Source organism: Streptococcus mitis (genome assembly GCF_023109235.1).
Classification (GTDB): Bacteria; Bacillota; Bacilli; order Lactobacillales; family Streptococcaceae; genus Streptococcus; species Streptococcus mitis_DA.
The window spans coordinates 1-22,972 of the sequence record NZ_JALDUC010000005.1 but is presented as its reverse complement, the minus strand read 5'-3'; the positions used below and the strand labels follow the sequence as shown (position 1 = coordinate 22,972).

Below are 22,972 nucleotides of genomic sequence, written 5' to 3'. Positions count from 1 at the left end.
ACGACTCATTTAAAGGAGCCTTCCCTATGGACAAACCAGATATCGCAACTGTCATTGATTCACATTTTGAAGAAATGACAGACCTAGAGCAAGAAATCGCTCGCTATTTTTTGCAAGCTGAAACGATTACAGATGATTTATCTTCTCAACAAGTCACTCAAAAATTACATATCTCTCAGGCTGCACTAACTCGCTTTGCTAAAAAGTGTGGTTTTACAGGTTATCGAGAATTTATTTTCCAATACCAACATCAGGCAGAAAATCAAACTAAACAAGTCTCCAAGCACAGTCCACTGACCAAACGAGTCCTCAGAAGTTATAGTAATATGAGGGAACAAACACAGGACTTGATTGACGAAGTACAACTAGAAGGAATTGCCCAGCTAATCGAAGATGCTGAGCGTGTCTACTTCTTCGGAACAGGCAGTTCTGGCCTCGTAGCTCGTGAAATGAAATTACGCTTCATGCGTCTAGGTGTAGTCTGCGAGGCCTTGACTGACCAAGACGGCTTTGCTTGGACAACCAGTATTATGGATGAGAATTGTCTCGTACTCGGTTTCTCACTGTCTGGTACAACTCCTTCTATTTTAGATAGTCTATTAGACGCTAAGGAGATGGGGGCAAAGACTGTACTTTTTACAAGTGTTCCCAATAAAGATAGTCAAGCCTACACAGAGACTGTTCTTGTAGCCACCCACAGCCAATCTTCCTACATTCAACGGATATCCGCTCAACTTCCTATGCTCTTCTTTATCGATTTGATTTATGCCTACTTTTTGGAAATCAATCGTGAAAGCAAGGAGAAAATCTTTAATAGCTACTGGGAAAATAAAAAACTCAACGGCTATCGTAGACAAAAACGTGTAAGAAAATCCTAGCTTGGCTAAGCCAAACTAGGATTTTTATTCATCACCAAACATACCTCTTCTAGATTATGAATTAGTCGTATCTTGATTTAGTCTTAAATAATTTCATATAATCACTTTTTGAAGGGAGTAAATAAGAAAGCCTGACGGTATCCTCAACAATTGTATATAATACGATGTAATCCTTACTCAAGGTCAATCCTCGCGTTTGATAGTGAGGATCTAATTTTTTACCAAATTTTTCATCGGCATCAAATCCAGCTTGGGGGAAAATTTCTAGCCGATTAATATCTTTTCTAATATTGGCTACTTTTCGTCTCGCAGCCTCTACAGAACCGATTTCCTCTGCTATATACTGATATATTTTATCCAGACTATCAATCACTCTAGGAGAATACAAAATCCTATATCTTTTATAATCCATAGCGTGTCACGACATCCTCATCTGTCAAGTAATTTCCAGCCTCAATCTTGGCATAACTTTCTTGAACTTCTGCTTGTAATTGTCTAAACAAATACTCCTTCTCTAATTCCTCTTCACTCAGTAAATCTACTTCATTTGTTACGGCAACATTCTTTAAAAATAATCTGAGTGCCGATGAAAGAGAGAGATTTTGTTCTTTTAACACTTCCATGGCATCATTTACTAATTCTCTATTAGCTTGGAAGGTCACAATTTTACTTGAATTTGCTATAGCCATTTTATATAACTCCTTTATATATTTTATTTATTATCTCACAATTATAAAGAAAGTCAAGGGAACTTGATTAGAAAATCCTAGTTTGGTTGAACCAAACTAGGATTGTTTTGTCTTGAAATGATAATAAGCACCCAACATACCTGCTGTATTTTGGTGATGGGCAAATTCTAATCTCGTCTTATCAGCCAGACTTGGTACCAAAGCATCTTTCAAAGCTTTTCGAATTTTAGGTTTGAGGATAGCCTCTTGCCCCATGATACCGCCACCGAGAATGACCACTTCTGGATTAGCAACGTAGCAAATATTTGCCAGACCTTTTCCTAGATAGTCTACCATGCGGTCAATACCAGCCATACAAATCTTGTTACCTTCAGTGGCTTCCTTAAAAATCCGACGACCATTCCACTGATCAACTGGATCTCCATGACCTGCTGCTACATACTCCACCAAGGCTGTTGTAGAAGCCAAATCTTGGAATGCTCCATCCTGCATATGCATATAACCAACTTCACAGGCCGAATTGCTAAATCCATGGAAGACTTTCCCATCCATAATCAAACAACCACCGATACCGGTTCCAATAGTCAAGCAAAGTGTCACACTCGCTCCCTTGCCTGAACCAGATACTGCTTCAGCCAGACCAGCACAGTTGACATCATTTTCAATCTCACAAGGAATCGCAAAGCTAGTTTCGATTTCCTTTTTGAACTGGGTGCCTGCGTAGTTAGGGATTTGAGGTCCAGCATAGAAAATCTCACCCTTGTCTGGATCCACCATCCCAGCAGAAGAAATAGCAACTCCTGCTACTGGGCCTTTTTCTAAATAGCTGGCTACGATATCTTTGGTCTTTTGTAAGATATGAGGTCCACCCTTATGCGCCTCTGTTGGCATTTCATGCGATTCAACAAGTTGGCCTTCTTGGTCGATCAAACCATATTTGATATTTGTTCCACCGATATCAATTGCAACGTAGTGTGTCATAAATACCTCCTTATGGATTAGAGGAAGCGCTCCTTGGTTTCACGAATCAAGGCTGCAGCTGCTTCTACAACTGGACGATCTTCTTCAGTCACTGGTGTCAATGGTGAACGAACAGAACCAATATTCAAGCCTTCATTGATCTTCAAGACTTCTTTAATGACACCATACATATTTCCATGTGCAGAAGTGAGTTTACCAATGATAGCGTTGATAGCATACTGCAATTCACGCGCTGTTTCCAAGTCTTTGTCAGCAATCAACTGATTGAGTTTCAAGAAGAGTTCTGGCATCGCACCATATGTACCACCGATACCAGCTTTAGCTCCCATGAGACGACCACCTAAGAACTGTTCATCTGGACCGTTGAAGACGATATGGTCTTCTCCACCAAGGCTCACAAAGGTTTGAATATCTTGAACTGGCATAGAAGAGTTCTTCACACCGATAACACGTGGATTCTTCAACATTTCTGTGTAAAGGCTTGGCGTCAAAGCAACCCCTGCCAATTGAGGAATGTTGTAAATCACGTAGTCTGTATTTGGAGCCGCAGAACTGATATCATTCCAGTATTTGGCAACTGAGTATTCTGGCAAGCGGAAGTAAATCGGTGGAATCGTTGCAATGGCATCTACACCCAAGCTTTCTGCGTGGCGAGCAAGTTCCATACTATCTTTAGTATTATTGCAAGCAACGTGGGCAATAATGGTCAATTTACCTTTGGCAACTGCCATCACTTCTTCCAAAATCAACTTGCGGTCTTCAACACTTTGGTAGATACATTCACCAGAAGAACCATTGACATAAAGACCTTGAACACCTTTATCAATGAAGTATTGAACCAAGGCACGCGTACGCTCTGGACTTACTTCTCCTTGATCACCATAACATGCGTAGAAGGCTGGAATGACACCTTCGTATTTTTTTAAATCTGACATAGATTTTCTCCTAACTTATTTCCGAAACGAGGGGAGAAAATAAATTTTTCATCCCCTTTACATTATGTTTATTTTACAATTTCTGACAATTTTACTTTGCGATCTTCAAACATAGACTGGGTACAAGCATCTGCAGTAGCAATTGCTTCTAGAGCAGCTTCACCTGTCAATAGTTTTGCAAATTCTTCTGATACTGGAGCTCCTTGCATAATCTCATGCAGATATCGCATTTCTTTGTCGATCACAGATGATAGCCATAATGGAGTACGTTTACCTGGTTTACCATAAGCAATTGCTCCGTCCATCTCTGTACTATGATAGATGCGAGTACGATCATCATCTTCTTCTTGTGATTCATGAATCAAGAAATAGCTTTCTTGTCCATCTAGCTTAAGAGTTCCTTTACAGTTGAATAAGTCTAAGCGGATAGCACCTTTCGTTCCTTGAATCAAAACATAATGTTCACCCCAACGATAAGCTGAACCCCATTCTAACAAGGCAAAACGTTTATTAGAAAATTCCATATTGACAAAAATCATATCATCTTCATCACCGAAATTTTCACCTTCATGGGCTACATTTCCACCTGTCATGGTTACAGTTTCTGGCATACCACCCATAAGGAATTGCACGCAATCCAATTCATGAATATGGTGATACAAGTGACCACCTGATTTTTCACGAATTTTTTTCCATGATACTGACGGTTGTTGTTCTTCCCAACCATTACGAGCTGTGTGACAATATAGAACGTCTCCGATGACTCCTTGATTAATTAGTTCTTTTGCATGATGGACACCATTAAAGAAGTTCATAATATGTCCTGCCATAAAGGTTACATTATTTTCTTTACATGCATCTACCATCTCGCGACAATCTTGATAAGAAAGCGCAATTGGTTTTTCACAGAAAACATTTTTGCCATGTTGTGCAGCCTTAATAACCGGTTCCTTATGAAGATTATTTGGAGTTGCGACGATAACACAATCTACTTCATCGCTAGAAACCAACTCATCTAGGGAACTTGCTACTTTTGCTCCCAATTCTTCTGCAATAGCCTCTGCATTATCTGGATCATAGAGAAGAGTAATCTCTGCTCCATCATTCTTTTGCATATAACGAGCCAACTCAGCTCCAAAATATCCTGTTCCAACAACACCGTATTTAACCATGTTTTTTCTCCTTTATTTTGTTAAATCATTAATTTCCAAATCTATATACTGAACTACATTGCTTAAATGCAATTCATTTCTTGACCATGAATCATATTTTTCAAACAATACACCTATGTGATGATTTGGCAATTCTGTAATCGCAGAATAAGCATAACCATACGAAGGCAAATCAATGTCATAGTGGTATTTCCAATCGATACTATCATCTTCTTTATTGACTAAACCGACAACTAATTGACCTCCCTTACGGCCATTTCTAGAATTTGGTGTACTCAAAATGACTGCTTCTTTTCCATCAACTAATTGAGAGTATCTAATTGCAGATACTTGTGTACCATATGAAGTTTGTTGAATTCCATCGATATACGAAACTTCTGACCATGTTTCTCCAGAATCTCTACTAGTCATATAGGCAATCTTACCTGTAGTAGTTCTAAAGAATGTTCTAATCACACCATCTCTCATTTCAACCATTTGCGCTTCTGCTGTCGCATTCTTAAACGGAATTGAAGCTGAGGATTTCTTCCATGTTTGACCACTATCATCAGAAATGAGATAAGTTAGTTCACCACTGGTATATGTTGCAAAAATTAATCTGTTACTTGATTTTAATGCTAAACCTTGTCCGGGACATAAGTAAGTTCCATTATGTTTTTCTCCTAGGAACGGAGGCAATAACTTAAATTGTTCCCAACTCTCTCCTCTATTCTGACTAGTTGTCATTGCTATATAATTAGTAGGAGTCACTTTAAATAACGAATCTTTGTAGAAAACATTCATAGGAACCTGTTTTCCATTATGCCTTTCTCTTAGAGAGCCACTATCAAAATCAACCGAATATTGTTCGACTGTTAAAGACTTTCCTCCCTCCAAAACTTCATACTTATCATTTACAGTATAATTTGTAGGTTTATTTGTTGTTTCATCGTAAACGACACCATTTTCTCTAACTGTATAACGGAAATTGTTATCTCCATTCTTCTTTAGTTTTAAATAATAATGACCATTTATTTCTTTAAAACCTGAATCAGCTTTATTTGCATTATTATTTCCAATACCCGCAGGCATAACATCAGCTAGTAATATCGTTTTCCCAGATTTTTTATCTTCAACAATGGATGAATCTATAAATGAAGCACTTCCACTAATTTGACTATTCTTTAATTTATTGTCTCGTGGCCAGTAAACTAACTGCTCCTCATAGTCATTAAACTTCATAGCAAAAGTTGGCTCACTCCATGTTTTCCCATTATCATCACTATAAGCAGTGGCGATATTAATCTTACTTTTAGAATCATGAGTCCCACCATAACGTGCATCAATACTTGATAGAACTCTTCCACTACTTAATGTATATAATGTCGGTATTCTAAAGTAGTTAGCTTGAGTAGAATCTCCTGATTGGAAAATTAACTGAAATGGATTTGACAAGGGAATAGTTGAAACTTCCTGATCACTAATTGCTTTATTAAATAGACTGATTTCATCAATACTTCCTTTTGCGAGGTAATGATCCTTGCCTTCACGATTAACAGATCCTAGTGTTGCCTTATCTATACCATTTATATTTGAAATTGGCAAAAATGTATCAACTGTTTCAGAGAACACTTCTATCCCATTAACATACATTGTGTATGTTTTATCTTTAGAATCAGATACAAATACTAGTGTATTTTCAACTGCCTGTCCTTTATGCTTTCCCCATAATGAAGCTGGTCTAGAAAATAAATAATTTATTCCCTTTTGGGCGTCTCTTATTTCTACACCTATCTCACCAGAATCTCTCATGAAAATTGAAAAGTAATTATTTTTAAAGCCTGCTTTACTATTAGATAGACCAAACAAAGCTTGAAGCGAGTTTGGTTTATCTGCTTTAAATTTCATTACTACTGTCTGACTCTCTCCAGATAATTTATCTAATAACAAAGGGCTGATATCTATACTCTTATTGTTTAGTTGATATGAACCTCCTTGAAAAATAGGAGATATAGACAGTTGGCCATAGTTTAATTCATTCGCATGAATCAAAGTGGGTACTCCCATTAAAAGACTAATTCCTACAACAGAAATTCCTAGTTTTGAATAAAGACCTCTCTTATTCATTTTTTCCTTCTTTCGTTTACTTCACAGATCCTTCTGATAATCCACTTGCAATCTTATTTTGGATAATAGAGAAGAAAATAATTGATGGAAGAACCACAATAACAGATGCTGCCATCATATCTCCCCAGTCTAAAATTTCTGAACCGTTAAGAGATCGAAGAGCTACTGCTACTGTCATCTTTCCTGTATTGTTAATCAAAATCAAAGCATATAAGAATTCATTCCAAGCATTGATAAATGTATAAATAGCTGTTGCTACAATACCTGGTGCTACAATAGGTAGCACAACTTTATAAAATGTAACAAATTTATTTGCACCATCAATTCTAGCTGCTTCTTCAATTCCAATTGGAACTGTTTGGAAAAATCCAACTAAGAGCCAAACTGCATATGGAACACTAAAAGATAGATAAACCATCATCAAGCCAAATAAACTATTTGTTAATCCGACTTTAGCAATGGCAATTGAATAGGGAATTGCTAACAAAATTGGTGGGAAAATGTAGGTAATGACAAGTAATCTCGACATGATTGCTCCCAATTTAGGGAAGAATCGAACAATACCATAGGCTGCCATAGCAGAAATAATAATCGCAATAACGGTTGTAGCTAAGGCAATGATTAAACTGTTTCGAATGTTATCAATAAAGTGCAAATCGTTAATAACATGAGTGAAATAATCTAATGTAAATTGTTCAGGCCAAAATCGTGTTGGATACTGAGTTAATTCCCCTTTCCCCTTGACAGAAGATATGATAATCCATACCAATGGGAAAATTGCAACGATGGTAGCACCAACTAAAAGTACATGTGAGAGAATATCTAAATAAATACTGGATTTCTTCTTCATTATTTTCTACCCTCCTTTTCCCACTTACTGATGATAGCAAAGTAGATAAAGCAAATCGCCACCAAGAAGATAAAGAGCAATACTGTAACTGCTGAGGCACGACCCAATAATTTAGTTCCCCAACCGAGGTTGTATGCAAAAATTGGAAGCGTCGTTGTAGCATTAGCTGGTCCACCACCAGTAATTAGGTAGATAATATCAAAGTTATTAAAGATCCATACAGTTCTCAAAACAACTAAAAGACCTACAACCACTTTAATATGTGGAAAGACGATAAACTTGAACACCTGCCAACTTGAAGCACCATCTATCTTAGCAGCTTCAAATTGTTCTTCTGGTACTGTTTGCAAAGCTGAAAGCACATTAACCATAATCATTGGCGCTCCAAACCAAATGTTGATAAACACCAAACATAGGAATGCCCATGTACTATCTGTCAAAAATGCAGGTGTATGATCCATTAAACCTAATTTTACGATTAGATTAGGTAAGTAGCCATAAACCCCATTTAGAATCCACTGCCAAGAAAAGGCAATAACGATTGTAGGAAATGCCCAAGGAACAATCAATAAGGTTCTATATAATTTCTTGAAGTGACGTACTCTGTGAAGAGCTAAAGCCAATACAAACCCTACTAAAACTTGACCAACTAATGAGAACACGGTCCACTTAATTGAATTAAAGAACGCATTAAAGAAGTTGGGATCTGATAGCACAGCTTTATAGTTAGCTAAACCAACAAATTTATAATTGGGCATAATCAAATGCTTATTGGTAAAGCTATAAAAAATACTCGAGAAAAACGGATAAACAAATAGTAATCCTACAATAATCATAGCTGGCAAAACAAATATCCAGCGAGTTAAATTACGTTCTTTAACCATTCTCCTTCTCCCTTCTTTTACAAAATTGGGCTAGGGCTTTTCAAACTCACTAGCCCACCTATTTTCTAGTCTTTTACATCTACTGAACAGCCTCAAATAAATCATTTAATTGTTTTTCTGCTTCTTTTGCTGCTTTCATAGGATCTGTTCCATTTGAAATGATATCTTGGAACATTTGTTCAATAATGTGTTGGTTAGTCAACATACCAGCTTGTACACTTGGTCCATTTTCATAACCAATAGCTGTACCTTTTTTAACAGCTTCAGTAATTACTTCTTCAGCATGTTTAAATTTCTTACGAGTTTCATTTTCTTTATAGGCTGCGGAATCGCTAATCCCCTTAATAGTTGGCAACATACCTACTGGAGTTGAATCAAGGAATTTAACGTAGTCTTCTTCATTATAAAGTGATTCTAAGAATGCTTTAGCAACTTCTGGGTGTTTTGAATTTTTCCAAACAACCATTGGAATGTTTGAGGTTTCAATTCCTTGGTCCTTATCAGATTCTTTGATTTTTGGAATAGGATAAGCATCAATCGAATCAATCAATTGAGGACTGTTGGCATTAATTCCTCCAATATGGAAGCCAGAGTTAAAGTCAAATGCTGTTTTTCCTTGATAGAACAAGGTAGCTTGTTGAAGGACATTAAAGTTCAAAGAATCTTGAGGTGAAATTTCTTTATACATTTTAACCCAGTATTTAATACCATCTTGAGCAAGTTGACTTGTCAAATCTGCTTTAAGATCTTTTGTTAAGAGGCTTCCTCCACCACTACGTACGTAGAAGTTCAAGAAACGTGTTGCCATTAAGTCATTTGTTCCAAACGGAACAGACAAGCCATAAACTCCAGCTTCTTTCAATTTTTTAGAAGCTTCATAGAGTTGATCCCAAGTTTTAGGAACCTCAATATTATGTTCTTTTAATAAATCTGTTCTAACCCACATGACTTGTGCATGTGAATAAAGAGGAACAGAGTAGTAATCATCTCCGATTTTTGCTTCATTTAAGGCAGTTTCGTTAAATTTATCCTGTCCAATACGCTTGATAGAATCATTTAGCGGAACCAAAGCATCTGAGTTGACCATTTCCATTACTTGGTTAGGAAGAGCTGTACTGATATCTGGCACATTCCCATTTGCTAAACCTGTAGTCCATTTAGTATAGAAGTCATTCCAAGAGAATGTTTCAATCTTGATTTTCGTTTTTGGATGCTTTTGCATGAAAGCATCTGCTGATTTTTGAATACTTTCTAAACGTGGTCCTTGAGTAAAGGAGTGCCACATTGTAATCTCACCAGATAATTCTGTCGGTGGTTCAGTACTAGTTGTAGCTTCTTTTTTTCCTGAACAAGCTACCAAGGCAACGGCTGCTAGCGCAACTCCAGCTAGACATAAAAACTTTCTCATTTTTTTCATTGTTCTTCCCTTTCTACATTAAGAAATCGCAACTTTAAAGACAACTTTTTTCACAGGTTCATCATTTATACGAACCTTGGGTTGATGTAAATCTTCTGGAAAAGTGATGAGGCATTCGCCAGCTCTCAAATGAACTAACTGTTCCACTTCCCCTGTGTATAATTCAATGTCTTTTTCTTCATCATATTCTTGGGTAACGCTTACATTTTCTGGTGACGTAACAGCCATGGCTTCTTCGTTTTCCAAAACTAAATGAATGTCCAAATATTTTTGGTGAGTTTCAAAGAAGGCTCCTGCTTGACCGTCTGCTAGATACGTAAAGCAATTCCCAAATAATCGATCACCATCGATATCAATCGGACCTTCTGTTAAATTGTCTAGTCCTGTTTTTTCTAGAAAATCTATTAATGTTGCAAAATGTGGATTTACTTTCACATAAGTTCCTAAACGACTGATTTTAGTAATAATCATACTCAATCCCCCTTTCTTTACTTTTTATTTAAGACCAGCAACGAATCGTTCTGTAATCTCTTTTGGTCTAGTAATGGCGCCACCAACAACAATGCCCCTCACTCCATATCCAAGGATTTGTTTGGCTTGTTCTGGTGTATGAATTTTTCCTTCTGCAATGACATCCACGCCTGCATCACAAAGTTTTTTGATTAATTCGAAATCGGGACCATCCACTTTTGGACTGTAAGATGTATATCCTGATAAGGTTGTTCCGACAAAGTCAATTCCTGCTTCAACAGCTGCTAGTCCTTCTTCAAAAGTACTTGTATCAGCCATCAAGAGCTGGTTCGGATATTTCTCCTTAACCTGACGAATAAACTCTTGAATCTCCAAACCATCGTAGCGTTCACGCTTGGTACAATCCAGAGCAATCACCTCGATGTCCAGTTCTGCCAATTCATCAACTTCTTTCATGGTAGCCGTGATGAAGGGTTCTTGTGGCGGATAATCTCGTTTGATTATCCCAATAATCGGAAGTTTTGTAACCTCCTTTATTTCTTTGATATCACGAACACTGTTTGCTCGGATACCGACTGCTCCACCTTGCTCAGCCGCTTTGACCAGCAAGGGAATGACTCCTCCCGCTTCTGTATAAAGCGGTTCGTGAGGAAGGGCCTGACAAGAAACGATGATTCCATCTTTGATTTGTGCAATCAAGGCTTCTTTAGTAATCTGTGGCATCCTGTTTCCTCCTTTTCTTTGTTCTTATGAGTTGATTATATATCATTTATGAAGCGCTTTCAATACTTTGTAGTAGGATAGATTTCAGTTTCAAAAGTATTTTATAGAACAGCTGTTTCTGAAAGTAGTTTCAGAGAAGTCATCTATCTTATACTCTTAGAAAATCTCTTCAAACCACGTCAACGTTGCCTTGCAGTACTCAAGTACAGCCTGCGGCTAGTTTCCTAGTTTGCTCTTTGATTTTCATTGGGTAACTTCTAAAACTAATTTCCAGTTTTGGGAGAGAGATGGAAGTTACTTTGAAAAGTTACGCTTTTTTCCGAATAAATAGATAGAACCATCGAATCTAGCAAAATTAGATTTTAAAATATGGTATAATAGAAGGAGGGAATGGATGATTCTCAGACATCCGGGCATCAGCCCAACCAATGACTTGGTTGCTAAGAAAATCTTTAGCAATCCAGAAATCACTTGTCAATTTATTCGCGATATGCTGGACTTGCCAGCAAAAAATGTGACCATTTTGGAGGGGAGCAATATTCATGTCTTGCCATCCCTGCCTTACTCGGCTCAGGATTTCTATACCAGTATAGACGTCTTGGCGGAGTTGGATAATGGTACGCAAGTAATTATTGAAATTCAAGTTCATCATCAGAATTTTTTCATCAATCGCCTGTGGGCTTACTTGTGCAGTCAGGTCAATCAAAATCTTGAAAAAATTCGCCAGCAAGAAGGCAATACTCACCAGAGTTATAAACACATCGCACCAGTATACGCTATCGCAATCGTGGATAGCAATTATTTCTCAGATGACCTGGCTTTTCATAGCTTTAGCATGCGAGAGGATACAACAGGTGAGGTATTGACAATCACAAATAATGGACAAGAAAATCATCTAGTCAAGATGGCATTCTTGGAATTAAAAAAATACAGAGAAACCAGCAAAGACAAGGTTCGCAAGCCGTGGTTGGAGTTTTTCGGGAACAAACCTTTTACCCAGCAACCCGAGCGAGCTATCAGTCAGGCAGATCAACTGCTAGACTACAAGAGCTGGTCCGAGGAGGACAGGAAAATGTTTAGCCAACTACGTATGCGTGAAGAACAAGCCTTGTTAGCGCATGACTATGCCTTGGAACAAGCGGAGGAAAAGGGATTAGAGCGTGGTCTTGAACGCGGCCGTGCAGAGGGTCGTGAACAAGGACGAGAAGAAGGCATTGAAGAGGGATTAAAAGTAGGTTTAGTAAATCTAGTACGTCAAGGTCTCCTGACTTCTGAAGTTGCCAGCCATCAATTGGGAATGACCGTGGCTGAGTTTGAGGCGCTATTGAAAGATTAAGACTATCACCAATAATGGATAGGAACATCATCTGGTCAAGATGGCATTCTTGGAACTCAAAAAATACAGAGAAACCAGCAAAGACGAGGTTCGCAAGCCGTGGTTGAAGTTTTTCGGGAATAAACCCTTTACCCAACAACCCGAGCGAGCCATCAGTCAGGCAGATCAACTGCTAGACTACAAGAGCTGGTCCGAGGAGGACAGGAAAATGTTTAGTCAACTACGTATGCGCGAAGAACAAGCGTTATTGGCTCAGGATTATGCCTTGGAACGAGCCGAAGAAAAAGGCTTAGAGCGTGGGAAAGTCGAAGGGAGTTTGTCTATGCTATTAAATCTAGTCCGTCAAGGTCTTTTGCCTTCTGAAGTTGCCAGTCAACAGTTGGGTATGACTGTCTCTGAGTTTGAAGAACTATTGAAAGAGCATCATAAATAAGAACTAAAAAATATAGAGAAACCAGCAAAGATAAGGTTCGCAAGCCGTGGTTGGAGTTTTTGTAAATCATTAAATCAATGACAGATTTTTCCGTAATAGATGGAAGAATCTGTTTTTTAGTTATGCTAGATGTGGGTTCTGAAATAGTAAGATATGGTGTATTGAAATAAGATAAGAACAAAGAAATTAGGAAAGTCAAATTATAGTTAAATGAAATAAAAACTGAACAAATTAATTGCGGAATTCAAACTAATTTCTAACAATGTTTTAGAAAACTCGGTGGACTATTTCGGATTCAATCTACTATAATTTCTAGAATTTTTTTAGAATCCGCAGTGTGCTATTTTAGATTCAATAAATTGTGCTTTTAGAAACGAAAAAAGAGCATTTCGCTCTTTTTTCTCCTATCCAGTCTTAGCTTTTTACTTCTTTCTTTTGGAAAGTGGTTTTGTAATTTACTTTAATCGTTACTGTCATGTGAGAGTCCTCGTTTCTTTTTGATGACTCTAGTATAAGGGCCAAACCTGAAAGCTAGCTTAAGATTTTCTTAGAGAAAGCTTAATCCAGATGTTCTCTTTTTTCTAGATGGAGGGCAATCATACGCCATTCTGGATCCTCTTGCCACCCATCAATAGAACTGATATAGCTGGCCACCTTTCTAGCTTCTTCTAAAATCGGAAAATCTTCGATAATATCAGCCACTTGAAACTCTGGAAGCCCTGACTGTCTGGTTCCAAAAATTTCACCTGAACCACGCATTTTCAAATCTTCCTCCGCAAGAACAAAACCATTGGTGGTTTCTGTCATAATGCACATGCGATCTTTTCCAGAATCAGTCTTGGGATTAGCAACGAGAACAGCATAGGACTGCTTGTCCCCCCGACCGACACGACCTCTGAGCTGGTGAAGCTGGCTGAGTCCGAAGCGATCGGCATCCATGATAATCATGACGGTCGCATTGGGAACATTGACCCCGACCTCGATAACCGTCGTCGAAACCAGAATATCCGTTTTTCGCTCTTTGAATTCCTGCATAATCTGGTCTTTTTCATCACTCTTCATCTTACCATGTAGAAGAGCCACCTCTGCCTTGCCTGCAAAATGAGCCGTCAACTCTTCTGATAGGGCAATGGCATTTTTCAAGTCTAGAGCTTCAGATTCTTCAATCAAGGGAGAGATGACATAGGCTTGTGAACCTTTTTGAATTTCCCCCTCTAACCAAGTCAAGACCTGAGGTAGTTGCTCATGTTTGATCCAGCGCGTCACAATGGGTTTTCGACCTGCTGGCATCTGGTCGATAATGGAAACATCCATATCGCCAAAGGCTGTGATGGCTAGCGTCCGTGGAATCGGAGTCGCTGTCATCATGAGGACATCTGGATTGTCTCCTTTTTCCCGTAAAATCCGCCTTTGACCCACACCAAAACGGTGCTGCTCATCGATGATAATCAAACCAAGGCAAGCATACTCCACCCCATCCTGAATCAGAGCATGGGTTCCGATAATCAAATCAGCCTCACCCTTAGCAATAGTCTCCAAGACTTCTCTTTTTTCTGCAGCTTTCAAGGATCCTGTCAAGAGAGCGAGTTTCAAGTCTGGAAAGAGACTCTGTAGACTTTCAAAGTGTTGCTCTGCTAAGATTTCTGTCGGTACCATGAGAGCAGCCTGGTGCCCAGCTGTCACTGCCGCAAACATGGCCAAGCCAGCAACCACCGTTTTTCCGCTCCCCACATCTCCTTGCAGGAGACGATTCATGTGGTGGTTCGACTTCATGTCGGTCAAAATTTCCTGTAAACTCTTTTCTTGAGCTGGGGTCAAGGCAAAAGGAAGACTTTCCTTGACTGCTGTCACTTTTTCCTGAGACCAATCCAGAACCAGACCGCTTCCCTGAACCCTATTTTCAGACTTGAGCGTCTGCAATTGCATTTGGAAATAAAAGAGTTCCTCAAACTTGATACGGCGAAGGGCCTGCTTGTATTCTGCCAAATCCTTAGGGAAATGCATGGCACGAACTGCCTGACAACGGGACATAAGTTTGTATTTGTCTAGTAAAGACTGGGGAAGATTTTCCTCTATCAAGAGGTCCAGTCCCTGATCAAAGGCCGTCTTTATAACCTTGACCAGACTGGCCTGACTGATTCCCTGAACCAAGCGATAGACAGGTTGGAGGTCATCTTCCACCTGAGCCAGGACCTTCATCCCAGTTAAACTAGCTTTGGCGCGGTCCCATTTTCCAAAGACAGCAAGGGTTGCTCCCAACTCTATCTTATCAGCTAGATAAGGCTGGTTAAAGAAATTAACCGCAAAAACGACTTCTCCCTGCTTAAGACTAAAGCGTAGGCGATTGCGCTTGAAACCATAATACTGGACGCTAGCAGGAGTAACGACTTGACCAGAAAGAACTGCCTTTTCGCCATCTTCCAGTTCCAGCACCTGCTTGGTCTTAAAATCTTCATAACGGAAAGGAAAGTAGAGCAAGAGGTCTTGCAAGTTTTCAATTCCTAGTTTGGCGTATTTCTCTGCTGACTTTGGTCCCACACCAGGTAAGACATGCAAGGGTTGATGTAGATTCATGCTCCACTCCTTTCTTCTTTAATAATATTCTCTCGGAATGCGGTCGCTGAGAAGACAAACCACCTCGTAGTTAATAGTTCCGCGGTAGGTCGCTACCTGAGTAGCTGTGATTTCCTTATCTCCGTCGCAGCCAATCAAGGTTACCTTGGTTCCGAGTGGGTAAAGCTTAGGTAGACGAATGGTGATTTGGTCCATCGAAACCCGACCGACGATTGGGCAAACTTGTCCATCTACCAAGACAGAGAAATTCTGCATGTCTCGCGTCCAACCATCCGCATAGCCGATTGGTACGGTCGCGATGACTTGCTCGCTATCCGCCTGATAGGTCGCTCCATAGCCCATGCAAGCTCCAGCTGGAACTGTCTTGACATGAACCAGAGCAGACTCCAAGGTCAAGGCTGGGGTCAGGTCATAAGGCAAGTCCAAGACCTCTCCGCTGGGATTTAGGCCATACATAGCGTCTCCCATACGAACGGCATTAAAAATAGTCTCTGTATGCCAAAGAGTCGTTGCAGAATTACTAGCATGAACCATGTCTGGAAGACCTTTCATACTAGCCAAAATAGTTTTAAACCGTTCTAATTGCTCATTAAAGTAGGTATCTGATTCTTCATCTGCAGTCGCAAAGTGGGTAAAAATCCCTTCAACACGAGCACCATGTTGTTGGAGCAAATCATGAGCCTGCTCAGCCTCATGAGCCTCTCGAAAACCAATTCGTCCCATTCCTGAATCAATCTTGAGGTGGACTGTTAATCCAGTTAAGTCCGCTTCCTTATCTAAGAGTGCTTGAATCCACTCCAGTCCAGCTACAGTCAAGGTGATGTCATATTCTTTAGCTAGAGCAACAACTTCGATTTCAGAAACTCCTAAAATAAGGATTCGCTTGCTAAGTCCAGCCTGTCTGAGTTCAATGGCCTCATCAATATTCGAAACGCAAAAACCATCAACATCATCTTGAATCGCCTTGGCAACGGCAACAGCCCCATGCCCATAGGCATTGGCCTTAACAACCGCAAATTTAAGCGTTCCTTCAGGGATATGAGCCCCCATTTGTTGAATATTTTGTCGAATAGCTCCCAGATGAATCAGAGCCTTGGTTGGTCTATGTGGACTAGCTTTCATGATTTTCCTCCAAAATGACACTGGCTGTCACAAACTGATCTGTGTGGCTGATAGACAGCCAAATCTTCCCTGAAAATGGTGACCGACTAAAATAAGGCGCCCCGCGTTCATTATTCAAGACTTCCAAATCCTGAAAACCGAGCTTGCCAATACCCGTTCCCATAGCCTTTGAAAAGGCCTCCTTAGCCGACCAGCGACCAGCCAAATATTCGATTTGTCTGCGCCCTTTAAGACTGTTAAACCGTTCCATTTCCTTAGCGGTCAGCACGCGCTTAGCAAAGCCTTCATGTCGTGTAACTGCGCTTTCTATCGAAGCCAATTCTTCGATGTCAATTCCGTGTCCAACTATCATTCTCATCAAAAGGAGTTGAGATCCCCCAACTCCATCCTTTTCACTTATTTTGTCAAGGTAGCATAAATCTCTTCTACCAAGGCCTCTGTATTTTCCCAACCTAGACAAGGATCGGTAATGGAGCAACCAAAGACCTCTGGTTGGTTTTGACGACCATCTGCTAGGTAAGATTCAATCATAAAGCCTCGAACTATCTTTTTAATCTTCTCATTCCAGTCACGATTTTGCAAGGTCTGGCGAACAATTCGAATCTGCTCCATATATTGCTTGCCTGAATTATCATGGTTGGTATCAATGAGAATAAAGGGATTTTCAAGTCCCATGGCTTCATAGCGTTCAATGGCATTTAGCAAAGTTTCGTAGTAAAAGTTAGGCTCATTTTTCCCATATTCATTGACTGCTCCACGAAGGATGACGTGGGCCAAGGGATTTCCTGAAGTCTCAACTTCTTGACCATGGAAGAGGAAGGTCTGTTTGTTCTGAGCGGCATAGATGCCATTAAACATGACACCCAGATTTCCAGAGGTTGGATTTTTCATTCCGACTGGCGCATCAATCCCTGAGGCCACAAAACGGTGCTCTTGGTCTTCTACAGAACGAGCTCCTACAGCATGGTAGCTGACCAAATCATCTACCAAGACCAGATTTGACGGATAAAGCATCTCATCTGCCGTTGTCAAACCAGTCTCTGTAATCACGCGGTAGTGCAACTGGCGCACAGCCTGCAAGCCGTTGATCAAACTTGGAGCTTTTGAAGTATCTGGCTGGTGAACCAAACCTTTATAGCCGTCTCCGTTAGTGCGAGGTTTAGCTGTATAAACACGCATAACCATGAAAATCTTGTCCGCCACCTTCTTCTGCAAGGCGGATAAACGGCAGGCATATTCCAAGACAGCCTCTTCATTATCAGAAGAGCAAGGACCAATCACCAAAAGGATCCGGTCATCTTCTCCCGAAATGATGTCTGCCAATTCTCTATCACGACGCTCCTTTAGTCGCAAGGCTGCCACAGACAATTGGGTTTCTGCCTTGATTGCTTCAATATCGATTTCTTGACCTTTTTCAATAAATGCCATCTTATTCTCCTAGCGTTTGGTAGATTTCTCTGACGAGGACTTCCGTATTTTCCCAGCCAAGGCAAGGGTCCGTGATAGACTTGCCAAATACTTCCGGTTCGTTCTGACGGCCGTCTTCTAGATAAGACTCAATCATAAAGCCACGAACGTACTGCTTGATTTTTTCATTCCAATCACGATTAATCAATGTCTGGCGGACAATTCGAATCTGATCCATGTATTGCTTACCAGAGTTGTCATGATTGGTATCCACAATGATAAAAGGATTTTCCAAGCCCATTTTCTCATACTGGGCAATGGTATCCATCAAATTATCATAGTAGTAGTTAGGAATATTCTTACCATACTCATTGATTGCTCCACGAAGAATGGCGTGCGAAAGCGGGTTCCCAGTTGTTTCCACTTCTTTTCCTAGGAAAAGGAAGCTTTGTTTATTTTGAGCGGCATAAATTCCATTAAACATGACATTGAGATTTCCAGAGGTTGGATTTTTAAACCCAGTCGCAAAATCTGCCCCACTTGCCACAAAGCGATGTTGCTGGTCTTCAACCGAACGGGCACCAACCGCCATGTAAGAAATCAAATCATCCACAAGCGGTAGATTTTCAGGATAAAGCATTTCATCAGCTGTTGTCATACCTGTTTCTGTGATAACACGATAATGAAGATGGCGAACGGCTTTGATTCCATTGATAAGACTAGGCGCTTCTGTCGCATTAGGCTGGTGAATCAAGCCCTTATAGCCATCTCCGTTGGTACGAGGTTTGGCAGTATAAACACGCATAACCATAAAGATACGATCTGCCACTTCTTCTTGCAAAGCTGCCAAACGCTTAGCGTACTCAAGAACAGCTTCTTCATTGTCAGATGAGCATGGCCCGATTACCAAGAGAATCCGCTGGTCTTCTCCACGTATAATGGCTTCTAGCTCTTTATCGCGCTGTGATTTTCTCTCCAAAGCTTGGCCTTCTAATTTTGACAAGGCACGAACTTCTTCAATATTAATTTTAGGACTTTTTGCTGTAAATACCATAACTCATCTCCTTATAAATCAAACGGATACCAAGTAAAAATTTACTTTTCACAAGGTATCCGCCTCTAAACTATCTCATTTTATTGTCTTTTACCGTGACAGTTTTTAAACTTCTTACCAGAACCACATGGGCAAAGTTCATTCCGTCCAATCTGGCTCAAATCCAAATCTTCTGGTATATTTGCTTGGTGGGCAGCGATATTACGAGTCGCTGTTGTACTGATATGGTGTTCTGCTTGTGGTCTTTCTTGTTCATGAATTTGTGCTTTCATCATCAAGCGTGTCACATCAAACTCAATCGAACCAATCATGTCATTAAACATACGGAAACCTTCTGCCTGATACTCAACAACAGGGTTGTTCTGAGCATATCCACGAAGTCCAACCGCGTTACGCAATTGATCGAGGGCATCGATATGATCTGTCCACTTGTTATCTACCACTCGTAGAATCAAGACTTTTTGGAATTCTTTGACTGCTTCTTCATCGCGTAATTTTGAAACCTGACTATCGTAAACTTGTAAGGCACGTTGGAAGAGTTCTTCCTTAATGGCCTTATCAGACAAGCCAGACAAGTCTTCCATCGTGATAGAATCTTCTGGAAGCAAGTTGTACTTAGCAAAGTTCAAAATTGCTTCGAGTTTTTCATCTTGTTTGGCACGCGCATGACCATCAACGACACGACCAATCGTGCGTTTGATCATAGCCTGAATTTCAGGTGCCAAGTCACGGTCTGCAGTGATGACGTCGTAACGTTGAGCGTAGATAATTTCACGTTGTTCACGCATGACATCATCGTATTGAAGGACTTGTTTACGGGTATCGTAGTTATTTCCTTCGACACGTTTTTGCGCCGCTTCAACTTGACGCGTCAACATACGAGACTCAATGGCCTCTTCAGACATGTTCAAGCGTTCAAAGATTCCCTTCAAGCGTTCAGAACCAAAACGTTTCATCAAATCATCTTCAAGAGATAGGTAGAATTGTGACTCACCTGGGTCTCCTTGACGACCTGAACGTCCACGAAGCTGATTATCGATACGACGGCTTTCATGGCGTTCTGTACCAATAACACAAAGTCCTCCAAGTTCGCGAACCCCTTCACCAAGCTTGATGTCGGTACCACGACCGGCCATGTTAGTCGCAATGGTAACAGCACCACGTTGACCAGCATTCATGATGATTTGGGCTTCTTTATAGTGGTTTTTGGCATTTAAGACTTCGTGAGGAACGCCAGCTGCGACCAATTTCTTAGAAATGTAGTCACTGGTTTCAACTGCAACTGTACCAACCAAGACTGGCTGACCTTTTTGGTAACGAGCCTTAACGTCTTCGACAACTGCTTTAAACTTAGCCTCGATACTTGCATAAAGAAGGTCTGAGTGGTCAATACGTTGAACAGGACGATTTGTTGGGATTGGAATAACACGAATGTTGTAAATTTCACGGAATTCTTCTTCCTCAGTCTTACCTGTACCCGTCATACCAGACAATTTCTTATACATACGGAAAAGGTTTTGGTAAGTGATTGAGGCAGATGTCTTGGTTTCATCCTGAATTGGCACACCTTCTTTAGCTTCAATAGCTTGGTGCAATCCATCAGAATAACGACGACCTTCCATGGTACGACCTGTAAATTGGTCAACAATCAAGATTTCTTGCTCTTCGCTCACCACATAGTCAATATCGAGAAGCATGATGTAGTTGGCACGAAGGGCGTTATCGATAAAGTGAGTCAGAGCTACGTTTTCGATGTCATAGAGATTGTCAAGTTTGAAGTAGCTTTCAGCCTTATCAATCCCTGAATCAGACAAACCAATTGTTTTAGACTGCACATCGATGATGTAGTCGTCTTTGTCCAACGATTTTACATAGTGGTCTGCCATGTGATACAACTGACTGGTTTCAACTGCGTTAGCACCTGATACGATCAAAGGTGTACGGGCCTCGTCAATCAAGATTGAGTCAACCTCATCGACCAAGGCATAGTTAAGCGGACGTTGTACCATGTTTTCAGCGCGAACGACCATGTTATCACGAAGGTAGTCAAATCCGATTTCTGAGTTGGTTGAGTAGGTAATATCACACTCATAGGCTTCTTTTTTCTCCATTGGGGATTTGGCAGCCAAGTTAATCCCTACTGACAAACCAAGCCATGAGTACAATTCACCCATCTCAGTCGCATCACGTTCGGATAGGTACTCATTGACCGTAACTACGTGAACTCCTTTGCCTGAAAGGGCATTGAGGTATACGGGCATGGTCGCAGTCAAGGTTTTCCCTTCCCCTGTACGCATTTCTGGCACGTCACCATGGTGAAGAACGATTCCACCCATGACCTGAACCTTATATGGGAAGAGACCTAGGACACGTTTGGCACCCTCACGGACAACCGCAAAAGCTTCATAAAGTAATGAATCCAGTGATTCTCCATTTTGATAACGTTCTTTAAATTCAACTGTTTTTGCTTTTAGTTGGTCATCTGTCAAAGCAGCCATTTGGTCTTCGTATTTGAAAACCTTGTCGGCCATCTTTTCCAGACGACGGATTTCTCCTTTATCATTTTCGATAATTGTTTTTAAAATATTAGCCATGTTTTTCCTTACTTTAAATTCCGAATATTTTAGAATGTTCTTTTAATTTTAGCACAATTACTGATTATTTTCAAGGAAGAATCCCCATTTTGAAAAGGAAAAAGAGGCTAGTTTCCAAGCTAACCTCTCTGAATTTTATGACTGTTTAATTGCCAAAAATCGGCAAAAGAGCAAATAGGATAAATAGATTAATCCAAAGGGAAAGACAGCAGATAAGTCCAAAAACAAAGAGACTGACTTTCTTGGATAACAAGGCCATCAAAATGGACAGAATGCCAAAAACTAGTAAAACTTTCTGCATGATGAAGAGATTGATAGATATTCCCAGAACTGGTTTATCCCAAGGAAGAAAGAAGAAAGCAAGCCAGATTAGCAGAACTAAACCAATATAGACCTTGGAATAGCGTGTAATAAATGATTTTAGATGTGCCATAAGCTACCTCCTATCAATAAAAACCGATATAAATCAATGCCTTTCGCCTTTAGATTGTCCTAGTTCCCGTCTCAAGCGAAACATTTTTTTGAAAAAGATATAATCTAACCAGTCACTGCCTAGAGATATGACTATCAAAATCAACCCAACACCCCAAGTACTAGCATCTGAATCATGGCTCAGAACAAAAGGGAAAAATAAGAATGAAAAAATTGTCATATCCAAGCTAAACAGAGCTAAAAGGGAAATATAAATCCAGTAAAAATAGTAGAAGATGGGGAAAATTTTACTGTTTCTGTCAGCATTGTCTATCCAATAGAAAAAATAAAAACAAGGAAATAAGAGTATCAAATGAAACCAATTAAAGGACAGTTTCATCATCGACACCTCCTCTTTAAAATTGTTTTCTTTAGTTTCGTTCTATTAAATGTTATTACCAATATAAATCAATGCCTTCCACCTTTAGACTTCCCTAGTTCCCGTCTCAAGCGAAACATTTTTTTGAGACAGAAATAAGTTGACCTATTCAGACCAATAGCTAGCAGAATAAAAAGAAACCAAATGCCCCAAAACTTGATATCTGTCACATTTCTCAAGACGATATTGAAAAACAAAACTGAAACAACTGTCCAAGCAAGGCTAAAAAGAGAATAGAGGGGGATGTAAACCCAGTAAAAATAGTAAAAAATCGGAAAAAATTTACTATTTCTGTTGGCCTTTTCAATCCAGTTATCAAAATAAAAGTAAGGTGCTAAAAGTAAGAATTTAAACAAATGTTTCATCACCAGTCCCCTCTTTTTAATAGCGTTTTCTTCAACTTCATTTTATCAAAAAAATGGCTCTATAATATTTGTAGTGGGTAAATCTCCTATAAATATTATGGAGCCTATTTTTGTGTAGAAAAAAAGTCCCA

22 protein-coding genes and 1 pseudogene are annotated in these 22,972 nt (G+C 39.9%); 3 read left to right on the top strand and 20 right to left on the bottom strand.

The annotated features are described in order from the left end of the window. Positions 1 to 26 precede the first annotated feature (26 nt). The gene (locus tag M1F55_RS04080; protein WP_247947329.1) at positions 27 to 878 is read left to right on the top strand and encodes a MurR/RpiR family transcriptional regulator; all 852 of its coding nucleotides are present in this window, start codon (positions 27 to 29) and stop codon (positions 876 to 878) included. A gap of 61 nt (positions 879 to 939) precedes the next feature. Here the strand turns inward: M1F55_RS04080 and M1F55_RS04075 are convergent, their stop codons facing one another. From M1F55_RS04075 to M1F55_RS04025, 11 genes are all read right to left on the bottom strand, one after another. Next, positions 940 to 1,290 (bottom strand): type II toxin-antitoxin system RelE/ParE family toxin, encoded by a 351-nt coding sequence (locus M1F55_RS04075; RefSeq protein WP_125456405.1) that lies wholly within the window; start codon positions 1,288 to 1,290, stop codon positions 940 to 942. Beyond that, positions 1,280 to 1,567 (bottom strand): type II toxin-antitoxin system RelB/ParD family antitoxin, encoded by a 288-nt coding sequence (relB, locus tag M1F55_RS04070; protein ID WP_000951987.1) that lies wholly within the window; start codon positions 1,565 to 1,567, stop codon positions 1,280 to 1,282. Before relB ends, M1F55_RS04075 begins: the two co-directional genes overlap by 11 nt. Positions 1,568 to 1,663: 96 nt before the next feature. Continuing rightward, positions 1,664 to 2,548 (bottom strand): ROK family protein, encoded by an 885-nt coding sequence (locus tag M1F55_RS04065; protein ID WP_247947328.1) that lies wholly within the window; start codon positions 2,546 to 2,548, stop codon positions 1,664 to 1,666. Between the two features lie 17 nt (positions 2,549 to 2,565). Beyond that, the gene (locus M1F55_RS04060; protein ID WP_247947327.1) at positions 2,566 to 3,483 is read right to left on the bottom strand and encodes a dihydrodipicolinate synthase family protein; all 918 of its coding nucleotides are present in this window, start codon (positions 3,481 to 3,483) and stop codon (positions 2,566 to 2,568) included. Positions 3,484 to 3,551: 68 nt separating this feature from the next. Beyond that, positions 3,552 to 4,655, bottom strand: coding sequence for a Gfo/Idh/MocA family protein (locus tag M1F55_RS04055; protein WP_000241736.1), 1,104 nt, complete (start codon positions 4,653 to 4,655; stop codon positions 3,552 to 3,554). 12 nt (positions 4,656 to 4,667) lie between these two features. Further along, complete coding sequence (gene nanB / locus M1F55_RS04050; protein ID WP_247947326.1) at positions 4,668 to 6,761, bottom strand: sialidase family protein; 2,094 nt, start codon at positions 6,759 to 6,761, stop codon at positions 4,668 to 4,670. A gap of 16 nt (positions 6,762 to 6,777) precedes the next feature. Beyond that, complete coding sequence (locus tag M1F55_RS04045; protein ID WP_050197667.1) at positions 6,778 to 7,611, bottom strand: carbohydrate ABC transporter permease; 834 nt, start codon at positions 7,609 to 7,611, stop codon at positions 6,778 to 6,780. Then, complete coding sequence (locus M1F55_RS04040) at positions 7,611 to 8,495, bottom strand: carbohydrate ABC transporter permease (RefSeq protein WP_023946138.1); 885 nt, start codon at positions 8,493 to 8,495, stop codon at positions 7,611 to 7,613. The genes M1F55_RS04045 and M1F55_RS04040 overlap by 1 nt, the downstream gene beginning before the upstream one ends. Positions 8,496 to 8,574: 79 nt before the next feature. Then, positions 8,575 to 9,912 carry an ABC transporter substrate-binding protein gene (locus tag M1F55_RS04035; RefSeq protein WP_247947325.1) on the bottom strand — a complete coding sequence of 446 codons (1,338 nt, stop codon included), beginning with the start codon at positions 9,910 to 9,912 and terminating at the stop codon, positions 8,575 to 8,577. Positions 9,913 to 9,930: 18 nt separating this feature from the next. Continuing rightward, on the bottom strand, positions 9,931 to 10,383 hold the full coding sequence (locus tag M1F55_RS04030; protein WP_000587480.1) for a YhcH/YjgK/YiaL family protein: 453 nt from the start codon (positions 10,381 to 10,383) through the stop codon (positions 9,931 to 9,933). A 24-nt stretch (positions 10,384 to 10,407) separates the two neighbouring features. Beyond that, positions 10,408 to 11,106: an N-acetylmannosamine-6-phosphate 2-epimerase gene (locus M1F55_RS04025; RefSeq protein WP_001135675.1), complete on the bottom strand. Its 699-nt coding sequence runs from the start codon at positions 11,104 to 11,106 to the stop codon at positions 10,408 to 10,410. 394 nt (positions 11,107 to 11,500) lie between these two features. On the opposite strand from M1F55_RS04025, the gene M1F55_RS04020 reads away from it, so the two are divergent. Next, the gene (locus M1F55_RS04020) at positions 11,501 to 12,442 is read left to right on the top strand and encodes an Rpn family recombination-promoting nuclease/putative transposase (RefSeq protein WP_247947324.1); all 942 of its coding nucleotides are present in this window, start codon (positions 11,501 to 11,503) and stop codon (positions 12,440 to 12,442) included. Next, a pseudogene (locus tag M1F55_RS04015) lies at positions 12,435 to 12,875 on the top strand (Rpn family recombination-promoting nuclease/putative transposase); the annotation flags it as partial. The gene M1F55_RS04020 and the pseudogene M1F55_RS04015, both read left to right, overlap by 8 nt. A 558-nt stretch (positions 12,876 to 13,433) precedes the next feature. Here the strand turns inward: M1F55_RS04015 and recG are convergent. From recG to M1F55_RS03970, 9 genes are all read right to left on the bottom strand, one after another. After that, positions 13,434 to 15,449 (bottom strand): ATP-dependent DNA helicase RecG, encoded by a 2,016-nt coding sequence (recG, locus tag M1F55_RS04010; protein ID WP_247947323.1) that lies wholly within the window; start codon positions 15,447 to 15,449, stop codon positions 13,434 to 13,436. Between the two features lie 18 nt (positions 15,450 to 15,467). Next, entirely contained in the window at positions 15,468 to 16,571 is a 1,104-nt protein-coding gene (gene alr / locus M1F55_RS04005; protein ID WP_247947322.1) for an alanine racemase, read from the bottom strand. Continuing rightward, positions 16,561 to 16,923 (bottom strand): holo-ACP synthase, encoded by a 363-nt coding sequence (acpS, locus tag M1F55_RS04000; protein WP_031236869.1) that lies wholly within the window; start codon positions 16,921 to 16,923, stop codon positions 16,561 to 16,563. Before acpS ends, alr begins: the two co-directional genes overlap by 11 nt. Before the next feature lie 44 nt (positions 16,924 to 16,967). After that, positions 16,968 to 17,999, bottom strand: a complete 1,032-nt coding sequence (locus tag M1F55_RS03995; protein ID WP_023946126.1) for a 3-deoxy-7-phosphoheptulonate synthase — start codon at positions 17,997 to 17,999, stop codon at positions 16,968 to 16,970. A gap of 1 nt (position 18,000) precedes the next feature. After that, a complete protein-coding gene (locus M1F55_RS03990) occupies positions 18,001 to 19,032 on the bottom strand; it encodes a 3-deoxy-7-phosphoheptulonate synthase (protein WP_049488303.1) in 1,032 nt (343 codons plus the stop codon). A gap of 80 nt (positions 19,033 to 19,112) precedes the next feature. Continuing rightward, positions 19,113 to 21,626: a preprotein translocase subunit SecA gene (gene secA, locus M1F55_RS03985; protein WP_004258556.1), complete on the bottom strand. Its 2,514-nt coding sequence runs from the start codon at positions 21,624 to 21,626 to the stop codon at positions 19,113 to 19,115. 145 nt (positions 21,627 to 21,771) lie between these two features. After that, positions 21,772 to 22,059 carry a hypothetical protein gene (locus M1F55_RS03980; protein ID WP_203213447.1) on the bottom strand — a complete coding sequence of 96 codons (288 nt, stop codon included), beginning with the start codon at positions 22,057 to 22,059 and terminating at the stop codon, positions 21,772 to 21,774. A gap of 33 nt (positions 22,060 to 22,092) precedes the next feature. Further along, positions 22,093 to 22,440 (bottom strand): hypothetical protein, encoded by a 348-nt coding sequence (locus M1F55_RS03975; protein ID WP_238393768.1) that lies wholly within the window; start codon positions 22,438 to 22,440, stop codon positions 22,093 to 22,095. 65 nt (positions 22,441 to 22,505) lie between these two features. Next, entirely contained in the window at positions 22,506 to 22,841 is a 336-nt protein-coding gene (locus M1F55_RS03970) for a hypothetical protein (RefSeq protein ID WP_247947321.1), read from the bottom strand. Between the last annotated feature and the right edge of the window lie 131 nt (positions 22,842 to 22,972).

Excerpts from the sequence above, each read along its gene's own strand:
- alr (WP_247947322.1), bottom strand. The coding sequence starts at position 16,571 with ATGAAAGCTAGTCCACATAGACCAACCAAGGCTCTGATTCATCTGGGA.
- M1F55_RS04045 (WP_050197667.1), bottom strand. The coding sequence starts at position 7,611 with ATGAAGAAGAAATCCAGTATTTATTTAGATATTCTCTCACATGTACTT.
- M1F55_RS03975 (WP_238393768.1), bottom strand. The coding sequence starts at position 22,440 with ATGATGAAACTGTCCTTTAATTGGTTTCATTTGATACTCTTATTTCCT.
- M1F55_RS03970 (WP_247947321.1), bottom strand. The coding sequence starts at position 22,841 with ATGAAACATTTGTTTAAATTCTTACTTTTAGCACCTTACTTTTATTTT.
- M1F55_RS04075 (WP_125456405.1), bottom strand. The coding sequence starts at position 1,290 with ATGGATTATAAAAGATATAGGATTTTGTATTCTCCTAGAGTGATTGAT.
- M1F55_RS03995 (WP_023946126.1), bottom strand. The coding sequence starts at position 17,999 with ATGGCATTTATTGAAAAAGGTCAAGAAATCGATATTGAAGCAATCAAG.
- secA (WP_004258556.1), bottom strand. The coding sequence starts at position 21,626 with ATGGCTAATATTTTAAAAACAATTATCGAAAATGATAAAGGAGAAATC.
- relB (WP_000951987.1), bottom strand. The coding sequence starts at position 1,567 with ATGGCTATAGCAAATTCAAGTAAAATTGTGACCTTCCAAGCTAATAGA.
- M1F55_RS03990 (WP_049488303.1), bottom strand. The coding sequence starts at position 19,032 with ATGGTATTTACAGCAAAAAGTCCTAAAATTAATATTGAAGAAGTTCGT.
- M1F55_RS04030 (WP_000587480.1), bottom strand. The coding sequence starts at position 10,383 with ATGATTATTACTAAAATCAGTCGTTTAGGAACTTATGTGAAAGTAAAT.
- M1F55_RS04065 (WP_247947328.1), bottom strand. The coding sequence starts at position 2,548 with ATGACACACTACGTTGCAATTGATATCGGTGGAACAAATATCAAATAT.
- M1F55_RS04025 (WP_001135675.1), bottom strand. The coding sequence starts at position 11,106 with ATGCCACAGATTACTAAAGAAGCCTTGATTGCACAAATCAAAGATGGA.
- M1F55_RS04035 (WP_247947325.1), bottom strand. The coding sequence starts at position 9,912 with ATGAAAAAAATGAGAAAGTTTTTATGTCTAGCTGGAGTTGCGCTAGCA.
- M1F55_RS04055 (WP_000241736.1), bottom strand. The coding sequence starts at position 4,655 with ATGGTTAAATACGGTGTTGTTGGAACAGGATATTTTGGAGCTGAGTTG.
- M1F55_RS03980 (WP_203213447.1), bottom strand. The coding sequence starts at position 22,059 with ATGGCACATCTAAAATCATTTATTACACGCTATTCCAAGGTCTATATT.
- M1F55_RS04080 (WP_247947329.1), top strand. The coding sequence starts at position 27 with ATGGACAAACCAGATATCGCAACTGTCATTGATTCACATTTTGAAGAA.
- nanB (WP_247947326.1), bottom strand. The coding sequence starts at position 6,761 with ATGAATAAGAGAGGTCTTTATTCAAAACTAGGAATTTCTGTTGTAGGA.
- recG (WP_247947323.1), bottom strand. The coding sequence starts at position 15,449 with ATGAATCTACATCAACCCTTGCATGTCTTACCTGGTGTGGGACCAAAG.
- M1F55_RS04020 (WP_247947324.1), top strand. The coding sequence starts at position 11,501 with ATGATTCTCAGACATCCGGGCATCAGCCCAACCAATGACTTGGTTGCT.
- M1F55_RS04040 (WP_023946138.1), bottom strand. The coding sequence starts at position 8,495 with ATGGTTAAAGAACGTAATTTAACTCGCTGGATATTTGTTTTGCCAGCT.
- M1F55_RS04060 (WP_247947327.1), bottom strand. The coding sequence starts at position 3,483 with ATGTCAGATTTAAAAAAATACGAAGGTGTCATTCCAGCCTTCTACGCA.
- acpS (WP_031236869.1), bottom strand. The coding sequence starts at position 16,923 with ATGATAGTTGGACACGGAATTGACATCGAAGAATTGGCTTCGATAGAA.